Source organism: Hymenobacter sp. YIM 151500-1 (assembly GCF_025979885.1).
In the GTDB taxonomy this organism is placed as follows: Bacteria; Bacteroidota; Bacteroidia; order Cytophagales; family Hymenobacteraceae; genus Hymenobacter.
On sequence record NZ_CP110139.1, the window covers coordinates 3,491,796 to 3,507,107 of the forward strand.

Sequence of the window (15,312 nt, forward strand, 5' to 3'; positions counted from 1 at the left end):
ACAGCCCCGCTACTCCAGTGAGTAGCGGGGCTGTTTGTTTCAATTGAGAGAAGTTGGCTAGTTGTCTTTACCGAACAGCAGGAAAGCCAGGGAACCTAGGAAGGGGAAGAAGAAAATAATCAGACCCCAAATCAGCTTTTTGCCCAATGACCACGGCTGCTGGAACAAGCGGTACAGCGCATACACCGCCAGAATCAAGTGGATAATTCCGGCCGTAGTCAACGAACCATCGGCGTTACGGGTGCGGCCGCAGCTGCTCAGCACAAACGACAGCAGCATGGTCAGAATGCCGGTTACGGAAAGCGAACGGCTGGAAGAAAGGTTAAGTAGCTTGTGCATGGGTGCAGGGAGTGTAGAAGTTGGGAAAGAGATTTGGGGGCTTCTACGCACAGGCTTACAATTAGATATCAACCAGACCCTTGTGCAAACACATCATGCTGTATATCAATTATTTACGCAATAAAATCCCTGATTTGCTCCCAAAAAAGAGGCCCAACGCGGGGTATCAGGATGAGCGTCAGCACGATGCCGTACAGGGCACCGTAGAAGTGGGCATCGTGGTTGATATTGTCGCCACGGCGCTGGCCCATGTAGTAGGAATACGCCAGGTACAGCAAACCGAAGATGAAACCGGGAATCTCGAAGGGAATGGGGAAGATAAGAATGCCGCCGGTAGGATTGAACAAGATGGCAGCAAACAACACCGAAGCTACCCCGCCCGAGGCTCCGAGGCTGCGGTAACCGGGGTCGTCGCGGTGGCGCAGGTAGGTGGGAATGTCAGACAGGATGATGCCACCGAGATACAGCAGCAGAAACAGCAACAAGCCAGTAGTTGGCCCGAAAACCTGGGTGTAGATGCTCTCCACCACCCGGCTAAACGAGTAAAAGGCCAGCATGTTGAACAGCAGGTGGCCCCAGTCGGCGTGCAGGAAGCCGGAGGTCAGGAAGCGGTACCACTCATTGGACCGCTTAACGCGGTAGGGGTCCAGAATCCAGCTGTTCAGCAGCTCCTGGTTCGACCAGGCGTAAAGCGAAATGCCGCAGGTAAGAATCGTCAGGACCAGCGTGGGGCTCAAAGAAAGCATAGAAAAAAGGAAAAATGTTCAGGTAGTGGAGGCGAGCAGAGTCAGTATCCGAAAGTTGTGCTTCGGGGTATTGATTTCTACTGCTCCCGCTCCATGAGCTGCAAGGCCAGGCGGCGCAGCGGCTCTTTGCGCGTTTCGGGGGCCGCCACGCGCTCCAAATGATGCAAGGCGTCCTGGAAGTAATCGTTGATGAGTGCTTCGGTCTGCGGGCGTATTTCAAGCTCGTCGTAGATGGCACGCACGGCCTGTACTTTGGCCTCGGCGTCCAGAGCGGGCTGGCCGATGTGGCGGGCCAGTATGGCTTGCTGGGTGGCGTTGGCCTGGGCTTGGGCCGTGAGCAACAGGAAGGTCTTCTTGTCCGACACAATGTCGCCGCCCACGCGCTTGCCGAAGGTGGCGGCGTCGCCGTACACATCGAGCAGGTCGTCGCGCAGTTGGAAGGCCAAGCCGATGTCGGTACCGAACTGCCGCAGGTGGTCGGCATCGGCGCGGGAGGCGCCGCCGAGCAGGGCGCCCAGCTCCAGGGCAAACCCCAGCAGCACGGCCGTCTTCAGCCGAATCATGTCGAGGTACTGCTCGATGCTGACCTGGGCTTCGGTCTCGAAGTTCATGTCCCACTGCTGGCCCTCGCACACCTCGGCGGCGGTTTGGGAGAAGCGGCGCAGCACGTGGGCCAGCAGCGGCGGCGGCACGTCGAGCAGCAGCTCGTAGGCTCGCACCAGCATGACGTCCCCGCTCAGGATGGCTACGTTGGGGTTCCACTTCTCGTGCACAGTGGCGTGGCCGCGGCGCAGGGGCGCCTGGTCCATCAGGTCGTCGTGCAGAAGGGTGAAGTTGTGGAAGACTTCGGTAGCCAGGGCTGGCTTGATGACGGGGCTGAGGTCGTCGGTGAACAGGTGGGCGCCGAGCAAGGTGAGCAGGGGCCGGATGCGTTTGCCACCCAGGCCCATGATGTAGCGGATGGGTTCGTAGAGGGCCGCGGGCTGCTCGCCGTAGTGCAATTGGGCTAGGCCCGCGGAAAGTTGGTTTGAGAAGTAGGAAAGGTCCACAGAAACGGGGGTGCGGTTCAGGAAGGAAAGGTACGGAAGCCATTGTCATTGCGAGGCAGGGGCGAAGCATCCGCACCAATCCATCCTTCACGGGGTACCAAGAGTCCGAGCCCCCCGCCGTGTGCCTATCCCCCGGCCCCTTCTCCGGAGAAGGGGCCGGGGAAGCCAGACATCACACACGAAGCCCCTGACATCGTGCTAATGTCAGGGGCTTTCTGCTAGGTCAGAGTTTCTCACCCTGACAAGGACGGATTGGCTGCGCCTTCCTGCGGGTGCTTCGTCCTTCGTCCTCGCAATGACAGTTACCGCCGGCGCTTGCCGCCTCCACCGCCGGGCTTGCCGCCTCCGCTGCTGCGTTCGGGGCGGTGGCCGCGGCGGGATTCGCGGCGGGTGTCGCGCTCCTCCTGCTCGCGGCGCTTCACGAAATCGGGGCGGTTGTCTACCAGTTCGAAGTCGATGGTGCGGTCCAGAAGGTTGGCGGCTTTCACTACTACTTGCAGCTCATCGCCGAACTGGATGATGCGCTTGGTGCGCTGGCCGACGAGACGGTAGTTGTCTTTATCCAGCTCGAAAAAGTCGCCGGGAATGTCGCTCACGCGGACCATGCCTTCGCACTTGTTCTCCTCGATTTCGACATACAGTCCCCACTCCGTCAGGCCCGACACCACGCCTTTGAACGTGTCGCCGATGCGGTCCTGCAAGAACTCCACCTGCTTGTACTTGATGCTGGCCCGCTCGGCATTGGCGGCCAGCTTCTCGCGCTCCGACGAGTGCTTGCATTCTTCTTCGATGGGCTCTACCTCCATGTTTTTGCCGCCTTGCAGGTAGTGTTCCAGCAGGCGGTGGGCCATCATGTCGGGGTAGCGGCGGATGGGTGAGGTGAAGTGGGAGTAGTGCTCGAAGGCCAGGCCAAAGTGCCCGCGCGGGTCGGTGGTGTAGGTGGCCTTAGCCATGGTCCGGATGGCCAGGGTCTGGATGACGTTCTGCTCGGGCCGGCCCAGCACGTCGTGGCTCAGCTCGTTCAGCTCGGTGCTCAGCTTTTTGGGGTTGCTCAGGTCGAGCTGGTGGCCGAACTTCTGGGCGAAGAGGGCAAAGTTTTGCAGGCGCTCCTCGTCGGGGGCGTCGTGCACGCGGTACACCATCGTGAGGCGCGGCTTGCGGTTTTTGAGGCGGAACACGAACTCGGCCACTTTGCGGTTGGCCAGCAGCATGAACTCCTCAATCAGCTTGTGCGCGTCCTTCCGCTCCTTCACGTACACGTACTGGGGCTTGCCGTTCTCATCGAGCTTAAACTTCACTTCCTGGGTCTCGAAGCTGATGGCGCCCTGCTTGAAGCGGGCCGCGCACAGCTTCTTGGCAATGCTGTTCAAGAGCTGAATTTCCTGGGCGTAGTCGCCCTCCCCGGTTTCGATGCGCTCCTGGGCTTCTTCGTAGGCGAAGCGGCGGTCGGAGTGGATGATGGTTTTGCCGAACCAGGAGTTGTAGAGCTTGCCTTTTTCGTCCAGCTCAAACACGGCCGAGAAGGTCAGCTTGTCCTCATTCGGGCGCAGGGAGCAGAGGCCGTTGCTGAGGCGCTCCGGCAGCATGGGAATCACGCGGTCCACGAGGTACACCGAGGTGGCGCGGTAGCGGGCCTCCTTTTCCAGGGCCATGCCGGGCTGCACATAGTGCGTCACGTCGGCAATGTGGACGCCAATTTCCCAGTGCCCGTTTTCGAGCTGCTGAATGCTCAGGGCATCGTCGAAGTCCTTGGCATCGACGGGGTCGATAGTGAAGGTGGTGATGCTGCGGAAGTCGCGGCGCCGCTCGATTTCGGCCTGGGGTATCTCGGCCGGAATGGCTTCCGATTCTTCCTCTACCTCGGCCGGAAATTCAAAGGGCAAGCCAAACTCAGCCATGATGGCGTTGATTTCGGCTTCGTTCTGGCCGGCCGGCCCGAAGTTGCGCACCACCTCGCCCACCGGCAGCATGCCGGAGTCCTGCGGAAACTCGTTGATGCGCACCAGCACTTTTTCGCCGTGGCGGGCGCCGTGCTGCTGCTCAAAGGGCACCAGCACCTCGAAGTACATTTTGCGGTTGTCGGGCTTCACGAAGCCGATGCCGCCCTGCACGTGCAGGCGCCCGACCACCTCGGCGCGGCGGCGCTCCAGCACCTCCACCACGTCGCCGACGGGCTTGCCGTCGCGGGCCCCGCGCAGCCGCACGCGCACTTTGTCGCCATCCAGGGCAAACTGGAGCCGGTCGGTGTACACGCGAATGTCGTCCTCGCTGTCCTCGCTCACCACGAAGGCAAACTTCTGGGTGGCCAGGTCTACGATGCCCTCCACCGTGTCGCCGCCCTCGAACTCGGCGCGGCGGCGGCTGGCGGGCCGGGCGTCGCCGGGGAAGTCGAAGCCAGCCTCGCGGCGGCGGTGCACCACGGGGTCCTGGCCGAACTCGGCCTCCACGGGCCGGGCGCCGCGGCGCCGGCTGCTGGGCGGCACGGTGGCGGCCGCCGCAGCGGCGGGGTCGGTGAGGCGGTACTCGTCGTTCTGGACGAGCGTGAGTACGCCGGTTTTCTTGAGTGCCTTGAGGTGGGCGAATATCTCGTCGCGCTGCTCTTTGGTGGTCACGCCGAGGCGGCGGGAAAGCTGGCGGTACGGAATTACCACGCCGGGCCGGTCGGTGAAGATGCGTAGCACCTGGTCTTTGCCGATGGAGGCGGGAGCGGCTTTGGCGCCGCGGGCTGCCTTCGCGCGAGGGGCGCGGGGGGCAGCAGAATCGTCTTGTTCTTTCATGTAAAAACGGGCCGCCGGGGTCTTATCTTCTCTCAGGCGGCAGGGTTGGGTAGAAAGGAAAGCAGTAGCAATACGAGGCTTTCCGGGGTGAAGGTGAGAAGCACACAAGAGCTTCGCAGAGATGATACGAAATATATCAGTGAATACCTATTTCTGAGTTGAAGTTCAGGTGAAGGGTAATAGGTAAGACGCGACAGGTAGACGGTCACGCTGAGCATGTGGCGCATCAAGCCAGGGTGCGCAGCCGCAGTCGAACCGAAGGAAGGCGAAGCCAAGCATCTCTCCCGCTTCGTTGCGATGCTAGTTGATTACTCCTGCGGGAGAGATGCTTTGGCAAGCTCAGCAGGACGGTCTACCTGTCACCTTTCACCTCTTACGCCCGGCTGGCTACGGCGGCGCGGATGTCGGCGGGCTCGTCTTTGGGGATGGCGGCCAGCAGGGTGCGGGTGTACTCGTGCCGGGGGTTGGCGTAGACATCGGCGGCGGGGCCGCTTTCTACGATTTTGCCCTGGCGCATCACCAGTAGCCGGTCGCTCATGAAGCGGGCTACCGACAGGTCGTGGGTGATGAAGAGGTAGGTGATGCCAAACTCGCGTTTGAGGTCGTTGAGCAAGTTCAGCACCTGGGCCTGCACCGACACGTCGAGGGCCGACACGGACTCGTCGCAGATGATGCACTTGGGTTGCAGGGCCAGGGCCCGCGCTATGCAGATGCGCTGGCGCTGGCCGCCGCTGAACTCGTGAGGGTAGCGCTGGTAGTGCTCTTCCCGCAGACCCACGGTGCGCAGCAACTCCAGCACCCGGCCGCGCTGCTGCTGGCGGGTGCCCCCCACGCCGTGCACGCGCATCGGCTCCAGGATGGCTTCGCCCACGGTCATCATCGGGTTCAGAGCCGCGTACGGGTCCTGAAACACCATCTGAAACTCCCGGCGGCGGCGGCGCAGCTCCCCGGTTGGGAGCGTAGCCAAATCAACCCCTTCGAACAGAATGCTGCCCGAGGTTGGTTCCACCAGCCGCAACAAGGTCCGCCCCAATGTAGTCTTGCCGCAGCCCGACTCCCCTACCAGCCCCACCGTCTCGCCGGGATAAATGTCGAAGCTCACCCCATCCACGGCCCGCACAAACTCTTTTTTGCGGTTGAAAAATCCTTTACGGATGGGAAAGTGGACGTTGAGGTTTTCGACGCGGAGAATGGGGGCTTGGGGTCTTAGGGTCTTGGGGTCTTGGTCGTAGTTCGTTGGTGCAGCTGATTCGGCCGATGCGGGCGGCCCAGGGTTGAAACCCTGGGTTACGGAGGATTCTGTATTCAACACCGGAGTGCTGACTGGAGTAAGGCTTACATCCAGGGCCACACCGGGCAGCAGCTGGCCCGATTCCAGTGCCGGGGCTGATTCCAGGCCAAACGTGGGTTCGGCCGGGCGTGAAACAGAATGTTCCACGGGGAACGTTTTGGTGGATTCATTGCCGTTCTGAGAGGACAGAGCGGAAACCTGACCGTTTTCAGCAGCAAGCACTTGCGCCGAGCTGCTTTCGGTGACGACAAAGCTTCCATCGGCCGTTTCACGCATGAAATCGGCTACGACGGGCAGCTTTTTTTTGCCCACCGACAGCTTGGGGCGGCAGGCCAGCAGACCCTTGGTGTAGGGGTGCTGGGGGTTGGTGAAGATGTCGAGCACGGGGCCCTGCTCCACCACCCGGCCGCGGTACATGACCAGGATTCGGTCGGCTATTTCGGCTACCACGCCCAGGTCGTGAGTGATGAAGATGACGGCGGTGTGGTGCTGGCGGCGCAGGTCGTCGATGAGGCGGAGCATGCGGGCCTGCACCGTTACGTCGAGGGCGGTGGTGGGCTCGTCGGCAATGAGGATGGCCGGGTTGCAGGCCATGGCCATGGCAATCATGACGCGCTGCTTCTGGCCGCCGCTGATTTCGTGGGGGTAGCTGGTGAAAATCTTTTCGGGACGTGGCAGCTGGGCCATCGTGAATAGCTCCACGGTGCGGGCCTCGGCTTCTTTCTGCGTGAGCGGGGTGTGCAGGCGCAGGGCTTCTACTACCTGGCTGCCGCAGGTATACACGGGGTTCAGGGAGGTCATCGGCTCCTGGAAAATCATGCCGATGTCGTTGCCGCGCACCTGCTGGAGCTGCTCGTCGGTGAGTTGGAGCAAGTCCACCTCGCCCAGCGCCTCGCTCTGAAACCGCGCCTCACCCGACACAATCCGGCCCGGCGGCAGCGGAATCAGCCCCATCAAGGCCAGCGACGTCACCGACTTGCCCGAGCCCGACTCGCCCACAATGGCCAGCGTCTCGCCCCGCCGCAGGTCAAAGGAAATGCCTTCGACGGCCCGCGTGTTGCCGCGGTGGCTGTGGAAGTCGATGGTGAGGTTGCGGACGGAGAGGATGGGCTGGGACATCGGGTGAAGTGAGGCAGGTTGGTAAAGATACGCAGGCTGTAGCGCGAACTGTGGCTTCGCTGAGTTGCGGTTGTAGTTGTTGGATATCATCGTTCCGGATAGCGCAAATTATACCCGCAACTCAGTGGAGCTACAGTTCATGCTACAGCAAAACAGCCCGCCAGATTGCTCCAGCGGGCCGTTTTAAGTGCTACTAGCTTTTCTGTAATTACCGCAACATGGTGGCTACCGTTTCAGCCAGCGGGTCAATTTCGCTTTCCAATACGTTACCTACGACCTCAAAATCAACGTCGAAGTAATGGTGAATCAGCCGGTCGCGCATACGCGCAATCTGTCGCCAAGGCACAGCAGGATACCGGTCGCGCCAGTCAGCAGGTAAGCTCTTCACGGCTTCGCCAATTATTTCCAGGCTCCGCACAACTGCCCGGCTCAGATTTTCGTCGTGCACAATCTCGCCCAATGGGTACGCTGTACGGCACCGTTGTAAGTAGGCGGTTTCCTGCTGAATGTGCAGCAGACGCTCAAGTGGCGGTAAGGACATCTTCTAGCGCGTTGAGGATGTGCGGACCAATGAATGGCGACAATCCCGCCCGCGTCAGGATTTCCACTCGCCGGCCCAATGTCTCTTCCAGCAACTCGGCAACGGCGCACAGGGCACGGTAGGTTTTACGCCCTTCCTCAAAATCCACCAGCACATCTACGTCACTCGCGGGCGTGGCTTCGTCACGCACAAACGACCCGAACAGCCCCAGCTGTGCTACTCCCAAGGCGCGGAGTGCCAGCTGCTGCTGCCGAAGCCGCGCAAGTACCTCGGCTTTCGTCTGGACGGGATGTTGGGCCTGGTTCATTGAGCGAGTTTACGAAAAGTGCATAAGAATGCTTGTCGCCAGCGGATGTAAGTTCTGCAATCCTTGCATACGTAAACGGCCCGCTAGATTGCTCCAGCGGGCCGTTTTCAAGTAACATGCAAAGCACTAGGCTACTCCCGAGGCTTCGGCGTCGTGGCGGGCCTGGGCGGCGGCGGGGTCGTCGGCGGCCAGCGGGTGGGTGGGTTCTTCCTGGGTGAAAAAGCGGCCCTGGAAGAGCAGGATGATGGCAACGCCGACGAAGATGGACGCATCGGCAATATTGAAGATGGGCCAGAGCGACACGTGCGAGCCACCAACCAGCGGCCACGAGGAAGGCAGAAAGCCTTCGTAGATGTCGACGTAGAGCATGTCAATCACCTGGCCGTGGAACCAGGGCGTGGGGGCTCCAAACGGCGCGTTGTTGTAGATGATGCCGTAGAAAATGGAGTCGATAACGTTGCCGATGGCCCCGCCCAGAATCAGGGCAATGCACACCAGCAGGCCCTGCGGAGCCCGGCGCTGCCAGAGCTTGTAGATGTAGTAGGCAATGCCCGTCACGGCCAGCAGGCGGAAGCTGGTGAGCAGGATTTTGCCGTAGGGCGGCGGCAGCTCTACCCCGAAGGCCATGCCCGGATTCAGCGTGTAGTGCAGCTTAAACCAGTCGCCGAACACCGGTATTTCGCCGGGCATGCCCATGGGCATGTAGCGGTGCACGGCCCATTTCGACAGCTGATCAATGACAATGACCAGCAGCGCCACGAGGTAGTATTTCCAGTACTTCATTCTTGAGCAGGTGAGAGGTAAGAAGCGGGAAGTGGGGCTCCGGGCTGACGTGTTGTCAGGGCCGCAACCTCTCCCCTCTCCTAGCACAAAGGGACGAAGATTTTTTGACTATGCTGCATTAGGCCCCACCAGAATACTGGCCCAGTTGGTATATGTTCCAGCGAGTGTTTTGTGCCGGTTTAAGCTCAACAGCCGGGCGTTTGTGCGGCGTTGTGCTACTCGGGCTCTGCAAAGCCAAGCAAATCCAGGTGCTTTTACGGGCAGCCCGCCGTGCCGTGCGTCTGAGGTTCGTAACGGAGCAGCCTCGCAGATGAGCCTTGTCAGCGTGAATTCTTCTACATTTCCGCGGCACGCACTGAAGCTGTTTAGGAAGTCGTCTAAAATATATCGGACCGTCATGCTCTATCTGGCGTCCGCCTGTCGAAGCATCTCTCCCGCTTCGTTGCAATGCTATTCAGACGAAGCGGGAGAGATGCTTCGACAGGCGGACGCCAGATAGAGCATGACGGTCTAGTGACTTGCTAAGCAGCTTCAATGCCTAATTTATGTCGCTATGCTACCACTCCTAATTCGTTTTCGGCTGATTATAACGCGCAGCCTGTTGCTGCTGGGAGCAGGCCTGGGCGCCTGCGCCACGCCCCACCCGCTCACGCAGGCCAACGAGCAGCAAAGCACCATGACCATCACGGTGTACAACCGCCAGCTCAACACCAGCCTGCTGCTCAACGGCAAATACGACCTGAACCTGCAACCGCCCAATCGGCCCGACGCCGTGACGAAGACGCGCCTGAAGCAGCTGGCCCTGCCGCGCCGCCAGGCCGCGGTGCTCTTCACGGCCCAGACGAACCTAGCGCCCACCTACCGGCTGCGGGCGGTGCGGGTAGCCGGCAACCCCGATTGGAAAAGCCTAGGCTTTCAGGAAAATGGCACCGGCCGCTACCAGCGCACCGCTACCGCCGGCTCCGATTTGCTGATGGAATACGCCGCGCCCCTACCCGAAAAGCAGGGTTGGCTGTACCTGCTGGCCACCGATGAGGCCAAGTCGCGCCCCGACGCTTCCGTGAAAGAGCGTAGCCGGGAGATGGACGCGGAGTTTGTCACCTTCACGTTTCCCTCGGTGCAACAGGGCCGCTGGCCGCGCATCCTGTCGCCGGGGTGGCTGGCCAACGATGCCTTTCTGAGCCGGCCCAACGGAGACTATCTGGCCCCACTGGTAGCCCTGTCGCAGAGCCGACATTCACCCCCCGGCGACCCTTCCTTGGATGGCACGCTCTGGTACCTGCTGCAACAGTACCACAGCATGGCCGGCAACTTCGATTCGGTGGAGTATTTCCAGCAGCTAGGCCCCAGCCGGGTACGGCTGCCGGCCCCGCCTGCCCCGGAGCGCCCCGCCTCCCGGCGAATCGCGGCTGCTCCTGATACGCTGGTGGCGGTGGAGGCCGTGCCGGAGATTCTGCGCCGCGCGGCCGGGGCGCGGGCCGTGCTGCTGGATGAGTCGCACATCCACGGGCGGGACCGGGCACTGGCGGCGGCGCTGCTGCCGGGCCTGTACCAGCAAGGCTTTCGGTATCTGGCGCTGGAAACCCTGGAAGACTCGGCCACGAGCCAAGTGCAGCCGCTGCCCTTGCAGGCCGGAGTATATACCCGCGAGGCCACGTTTGCTAACCTGGTGCGCACGGCCCGGCGGTTGGGCTTTACGCTGGTGGCCTACCAGAACACGGGGCAGCAGAGGGAGCGGGCACTCCAGCAGGCCACCACGCTCTACCGCGTCCTGCAACAGAATCCGCAGGCGCGGCTGCTGGTGTATGGCCACGATGACCAAGCCACTCTTCGGTTACGCGGCAATATTCCCAACAAACGCCTGAGCCAGCACCTCGCCGACCTGCTGGGCCAGCCCGTGCTGCGCATCAACCAGACCCGCATGAGCAACGAGGCGCGTGGCACCCTGGCCCCCACCGCGCCCGGCACTGCCGAGGTGGTGTACCAACTTCGGCGGGGCCAGCGCGTTTCGCCTCACCCCGGAAGCGACCTGGTAGTGCGCAACAACTTAGCATTGCAGCAGCTGCCTCTGCCCTATCTGGACGCTACCGATGCCCGACCGGTGTCGCTGGATGTGCGCCCCTACCGGCCTACTTCTACCACCGGCCGCCGACTGATTCAGTTGTATATGCAGTCTGAGCTAACCATCCGGGAAGACATTGCGCCCATCTACACCCACGAAGTGCACCTCACCGATGCCATCTTACCCCTGCGTCTGGTGCCGGGCCGCTACGTGTATCGGGTAGTGTCGGAGAAGGTGAAGGAGGAAGTACGCCAGGAGCTAGAGGTGAAGTAGGGATGCAGCGTCTGGCGTCCCTGTCCTGCTCTATCTGGTGTCCGCGCAGCCGAACCGAAGGAAAGCGCAAGCCAAGCATCTCTACCGCTGGCTAACTGTGTGGACAGTTGCAACAAGACCGTCTTGCTTCATCTGGCGTCCGCCCCGCGCAGCATCTCTCCCGCTGACTACCTGATTGGCATTGCAACGAAGCGGGAGAGATGCTTCGGCTTCGCTCCGCTGCGCTCAGCATGACGGTTTACCTGTCACAACACAAAAAGGGCCGCGAAACCTGCGTTTCGCGGCCCTTTTGTGTCTACTGGTACTCCGAATTAGCTGGTTGCCACTTCCAGCTGCACGGGCACCGAATACTCGTCAAATTCCAGCACCGAGCCGCCGCTGATTTCGGGGGCGAAATCCAGGGTCAGGGCCTGCACTTCGGTGCGGATGTAGTCGCCGAAGCTCTGCACGGCGGCGCGTAGCTCGGGCTGCTCGCCCAGGGTCACGCGCACCTTGTCCTGGACTTCCAGGCCGCTGTCTTTGCGCAGGTTCTGGAGGCGGTTTACCAGCTCACGGGCTACGCCTTCCTGGCGCAGCTCGTCGGTCAGGGTCACGTCGAGGGCTACGGTGAGGGGGCCGTCGGTGGCCACGAGCCAGCCGGGCAGGTCCTGGGTGCGGATTTCCACGTCGTCAGGCGTCAGCGTGTAGGTTTCACCTTCGATTTCGACGCTGAGCTGACCGGTTTTTTCGAGCTGGCTGATTTCCTCCGGGGTCATCTGCTGGATGCGGGCCCCTACGGCCTTCAGCTTGGGGCCGTACTGCTGGCCCAGGCGCTTGAAGTTGGGCTTCACCGACTTCACCAGCACGCCGCTAGTGTCGTCGAGGAACTCCACGTGCTTCACGTTCACCTCGGCGCAAATCAGGTCTTCCACCTTGCCCACCTGCTCGCGGGTGGTATCGTTGAACACCGGTACCAGGATGCGCTGCAACGGCTGGCGCACCTTCAGCACCGACTTCTTGCGCAGGGAGTGCGTGAGCGAGGAAATGCGCTGAGCCAGCTCCATGCGCTCCTCCAGGGCCTTATCGATGCGGTTGGGCTCGGCTTCTACGAGCAGCGTGAGGTGAATAGACTCCGGGGCCAGGGGCGTGTTCTTTTCCACGGCCTCGGCGCGCATGCCGTTGGTCATGTTCTGGTAGAGCCACTCGGCGAAGAAGGGCGCAATGGGAGCCATGAGCTGGGCCACGACTACCAGGCACTCTTGCAGGGTTTCGTAGGCAGCTTTTTTGTCCGGGGTCAGCTCGCCCTTCCAGAAGCGGCGGCGCGAGAGGCGCACGTGCCAGTTGGAAAGCTGGTCGGTCACGAAATCCTGGATGGCGCGGGCGGCCTTGGTGGGGTCGTAGGCATCGTAGTGGCCGCGCACTTCGAGGATGAGCGACTGAAGCTTGCTCAGAATCCAGCGGTCCAGCTCGGTTAGCTCTTCGTAGGGCACCCGGTCGAACTCGCGGGCCTGGAAGCCATCGAGGTTGGCGTAGAGGGCGTAGAACGAGTAGGTGTTGAACAGGGTGCCGAAGAAGCGGCGCTGCACCTCCGTGATGCCGTTGAGGTCGAACTTGAGGTTGTCCCAGGGCTGGGCGTTGGCAATCATGTACCAGCGCGTGGCATCGGGGCCGTACTGTTCGATGGTTTGGAATGGGTCGATGGCGTTGCCGAGGCGCTTGCTCATCTTGTTGCCGTTCTTGTCGAGCACCAGGCCGTTGGCCATCACGTTTTTGAAGGCCACGGAGTCTTCCAGCATCACGGCCAGGGCGTGCAGGGTGAAAAACCACCCGCGGGTCTGATCCACGCCTTCAGCAATGAAATCAGCTGGAAAGTTCTTCTCAAACTGCTCCTTGTTCTCCAGCGGATAGTGCCACTGGGCATACGGCATGGCGCCCGAGTCGAACCACACGTCAATGAGGTCGGGCTCCCGGTACATGGGCTGGCCCGAAGGCGAGACAAGGAAGATGTCGTCCACGTAGGGGCGGTGCAAATCCAGCTTCAAGCTGCTAGCTTCAGGCTGCAAGCTTTCGTTCTGGCTTTCATTAGCAGAGCTTGCAGCTTGTGGCTTGTGGCTTGCAGCTCCGCGCAGCGGGTTATGCGTCATCACGCCTACCGCCACGGCCTTTTCGATTTCCCGGTTCAGCTCTTCGATGGAGCCGATGCAGATTTCCTCAGTGCCGTCCTGGGTGCGCCAGATGGGCAGGGGCGTGCCCCAGTAGCGGGAGCGGCTCAGATTCCAGTCCACCAGGTTTTCCAGCCAGTTGCCGAAGCGGCCGGTGCCGGTGCTGGCGGGCTGCCAGTTGATGGTTTGGTTTAGCTCGATGAGCCGGTCTTTTACCGCCGTGGTGCGGATAAACCACGAGTCGAGCGGGTAGTAGAGCACGGGCTTGTCGGTGCGCCAGCAGTGGGGGTAGGTGTGCTCGTACTTCTCCACTTTGAAGGCGCGGTTCCGCTCCTTGAGCCGCACACTGATGTCCACGTCAAGGGTGCGGTAGTCGGCGGCGGAGTCGTCGTGGCCGTCGTAGTTTTTCACCCAACGGCCCCCGAACTCGCCCATCTGCGGCACGTAGCGGCCGGTGCGGTCCACCACGGGGCCGGGCTTGCCGTCGGCATCTGTTACCAGCAGGGCCGGAATGTCGTTCTGCTGGGCCACGCGGAAGTCGTCGGCCCCGAAGGTGGGCGAAATGTGCACGATGCCCGTGCCGTCCTCAGTCGTCACGAAGTCGCCGGCAATGACGCGGAAGGCCCGCTCCTCCCCTTCAAACGCCGGAAAGCCCGCGTCCTGGCCAAACAGCCGCTCGTAGCGGATACCCACCAGGTCGGCGCCGGTGAGTTCGGCTTCCTGGCGCCAGGGCAGCACCTTGTCGCCGGGTTTATAGCCTTCGAGTGGGGCGTCTTGGCCTTTCTCCAAGAAATACCGACTTAGCAGTGCCTTTGCCAGCACCACCCGGATGGGCGCGCCCGTGTAGGGGTTGAACGTGCGCACCAGCACGTACGGAATGTTCTTGCCCACAGCCAGACCAGTGTTGGCCGGCAGGGTCCAGGGCGTCGTCGTCCAGGCCAGGATGAAGGTTTCGGCCGCAGCGTTGGCGCCTTCTGACGAAACGTCTTCGCTATGTTCAGAGCCGCTAACAAAAAGATTTTCCTGAGCCGAAAACAGTTTCTCCGACTTCTCATCCCGCACCACCTTGAATTGCGCAACCACAGTCGTGTCTTTCACGTCGCGGTAGGTGCCGGGCTGGTTCAACTCGTGCGAGGACAGGCCGGTACCGGCCGCCGGGGAGTAGGGCTGGATGGTGTAGCCTTTGTAGAGCAGGCCCTTGTCGTAGAGCTTCTTCAGCAGCGCCCAGCAGCTCTCAATGTACTCCGGCTCGAAGGTGATATACGGGTCGTTCAAATCCACCCAATAGCCCATCTTCTCCGTGAGGTCGTCCCACTGCTGCTTGAAGCGCATGACCGTCTCGCGGCAGCGGGCGTTGTAGTCCTCGATGCTGATTTTCTTGCCGATGTCCTCCTTGGTGATGCCCAGCTCCTTTTCCACTTGCAGCTCGATGGGCAGGCCGTGGGTGTCCCAGCCGCCTTTGCGCGGCACCTGCTTGCCCAGCAGGGTCTGGTAGCGGCAGAAGATGTCCTTCACCGTGCGCGCCATGACGTGGTGGATGCCGGGGGCGCCGTTGGCCGAGGGCGGGCCTTCGTAAAACACGAACGTGGGCTGGCCTTCGCGGCTGCTCACGCTCTTCTCAAAGATGCCGTTCTGCTTCCACCAGGCCAGGATATCGGTGCCAATCTGGCCGTAGTTGAGCGGCTGCTTGTATTCGGGGTAGGTCATTATGATAGGGACTTAGGGTCTTGGGGGCTTAGCTCTAGTCGCCTCACCCCCTAGCCCCCTCTCCGAAAAGGAGAGGGGGGACTAGAGCTAGAAACGGGTTAGAGCTAGTAGAACTAGATTTTAAAAATTTAGGCTAGTTCCTCCTCTCCTTTTTCGGAGAGGGGGCTAGGGGGTGAG

General features: G+C 61.4%; 10 protein-coding genes. 1 reads left to right on the forward strand and 9 read right to left on the reverse strand.

The window, feature by feature from the left end; translation table 11 throughout:
• Positions 1–57: 57 nt before the first annotated feature.
• The 8 genes from OIS53_RS14655 to OIS53_RS14690 all read right to left on the reverse strand — a co-directional run bounded on the left by OIS53_RS14655 (position 58) and on the right by OIS53_RS14690 (position 8,952).
• Positions 58–339, reverse strand: a complete 282-nt coding sequence (locus tag OIS53_RS14655; RefSeq protein ID WP_264679316.1) for a PLD nuclease N-terminal domain-containing protein — start codon at positions 337–339, stop codon at positions 58–60.
• 113 nt (positions 340–452) lie between these two features.
• Positions 453–1,085, reverse strand: a complete 633-nt coding sequence (locus tag OIS53_RS14660) for a rhomboid family intramembrane serine protease (protein ID WP_319805459.1) — start codon at positions 1,083–1,085, stop codon at positions 453–455.
• 77 nt (positions 1,086–1,162) lie between these two features.
• On the reverse strand, positions 1,163–2,134 hold the full coding sequence (locus OIS53_RS14665; protein ID WP_264679317.1) for a polyprenyl synthetase family protein: 972 nt from the start codon (positions 2,132–2,134) through the stop codon (positions 1,163–1,165).
• A 302-nt stretch (positions 2,135–2,436) separates the two neighbouring features.
• Positions 2,437–4,911 (reverse strand): ribonuclease R, encoded by a 2,475-nt coding sequence (gene rnr / locus OIS53_RS14670; protein WP_264679318.1) that lies wholly within the window; start codon positions 4,909–4,911, stop codon positions 2,437–2,439.
• A 373-nt stretch (positions 4,912–5,284) separates the two neighbouring features.
• A complete protein-coding gene (locus OIS53_RS14675) occupies positions 5,285–7,321 on the reverse strand; it encodes an ABC transporter ATP-binding protein (RefSeq protein WP_264679319.1) in 2,037 nt (678 codons plus the stop codon).
• 208 nt (positions 7,322–7,529) lie between these two features.
• A complete protein-coding gene (locus tag OIS53_RS14680) occupies positions 7,530–7,862 on the reverse strand; it encodes a HepT-like ribonuclease domain-containing protein (RefSeq protein ID WP_264679320.1) in 333 nt (110 codons plus the stop codon).
• Positions 7,843–8,169, reverse strand: coding sequence for a nucleotidyltransferase family protein (locus OIS53_RS14685; RefSeq protein ID WP_264679321.1), 327 nt, complete (start codon positions 8,167–8,169; stop codon positions 7,843–7,845). Before OIS53_RS14685 ends, OIS53_RS14680 begins: the two co-directional genes overlap by 20 nt.
• A gap of 126 nt (positions 8,170–8,295) precedes the next feature.
• A complete protein-coding gene (locus OIS53_RS14690) occupies positions 8,296–8,952 on the reverse strand; it encodes a lipoprotein signal peptidase (protein ID WP_264679322.1) in 657 nt (218 codons plus the stop codon).
• 553 nt (positions 8,953–9,505) lie between these two features.
• Here OIS53_RS14690 and OIS53_RS14695 point away from each other — a divergent pair.
• The gene (locus tag OIS53_RS14695) at positions 9,506–11,287 is read left to right on the forward strand and encodes a hypothetical protein (RefSeq protein ID WP_264679323.1); all 1,782 of its coding nucleotides are present in this window, start codon (positions 9,506–9,508) and stop codon (positions 11,285–11,287) included.
• Positions 11,288–11,598: 311 nt separating this feature from the next.
• On the opposite strand, the gene ileS is transcribed toward OIS53_RS14695, so the two are convergent.
• Positions 11,599–15,135 (reverse strand): isoleucine--tRNA ligase, encoded by a 3,537-nt coding sequence (ileS, locus tag OIS53_RS14700; protein ID WP_264679324.1) that lies wholly within the window; start codon positions 15,133–15,135, stop codon positions 11,599–11,601.
• Between the last annotated feature and the right edge of the window lie 177 nt (positions 15,136–15,312).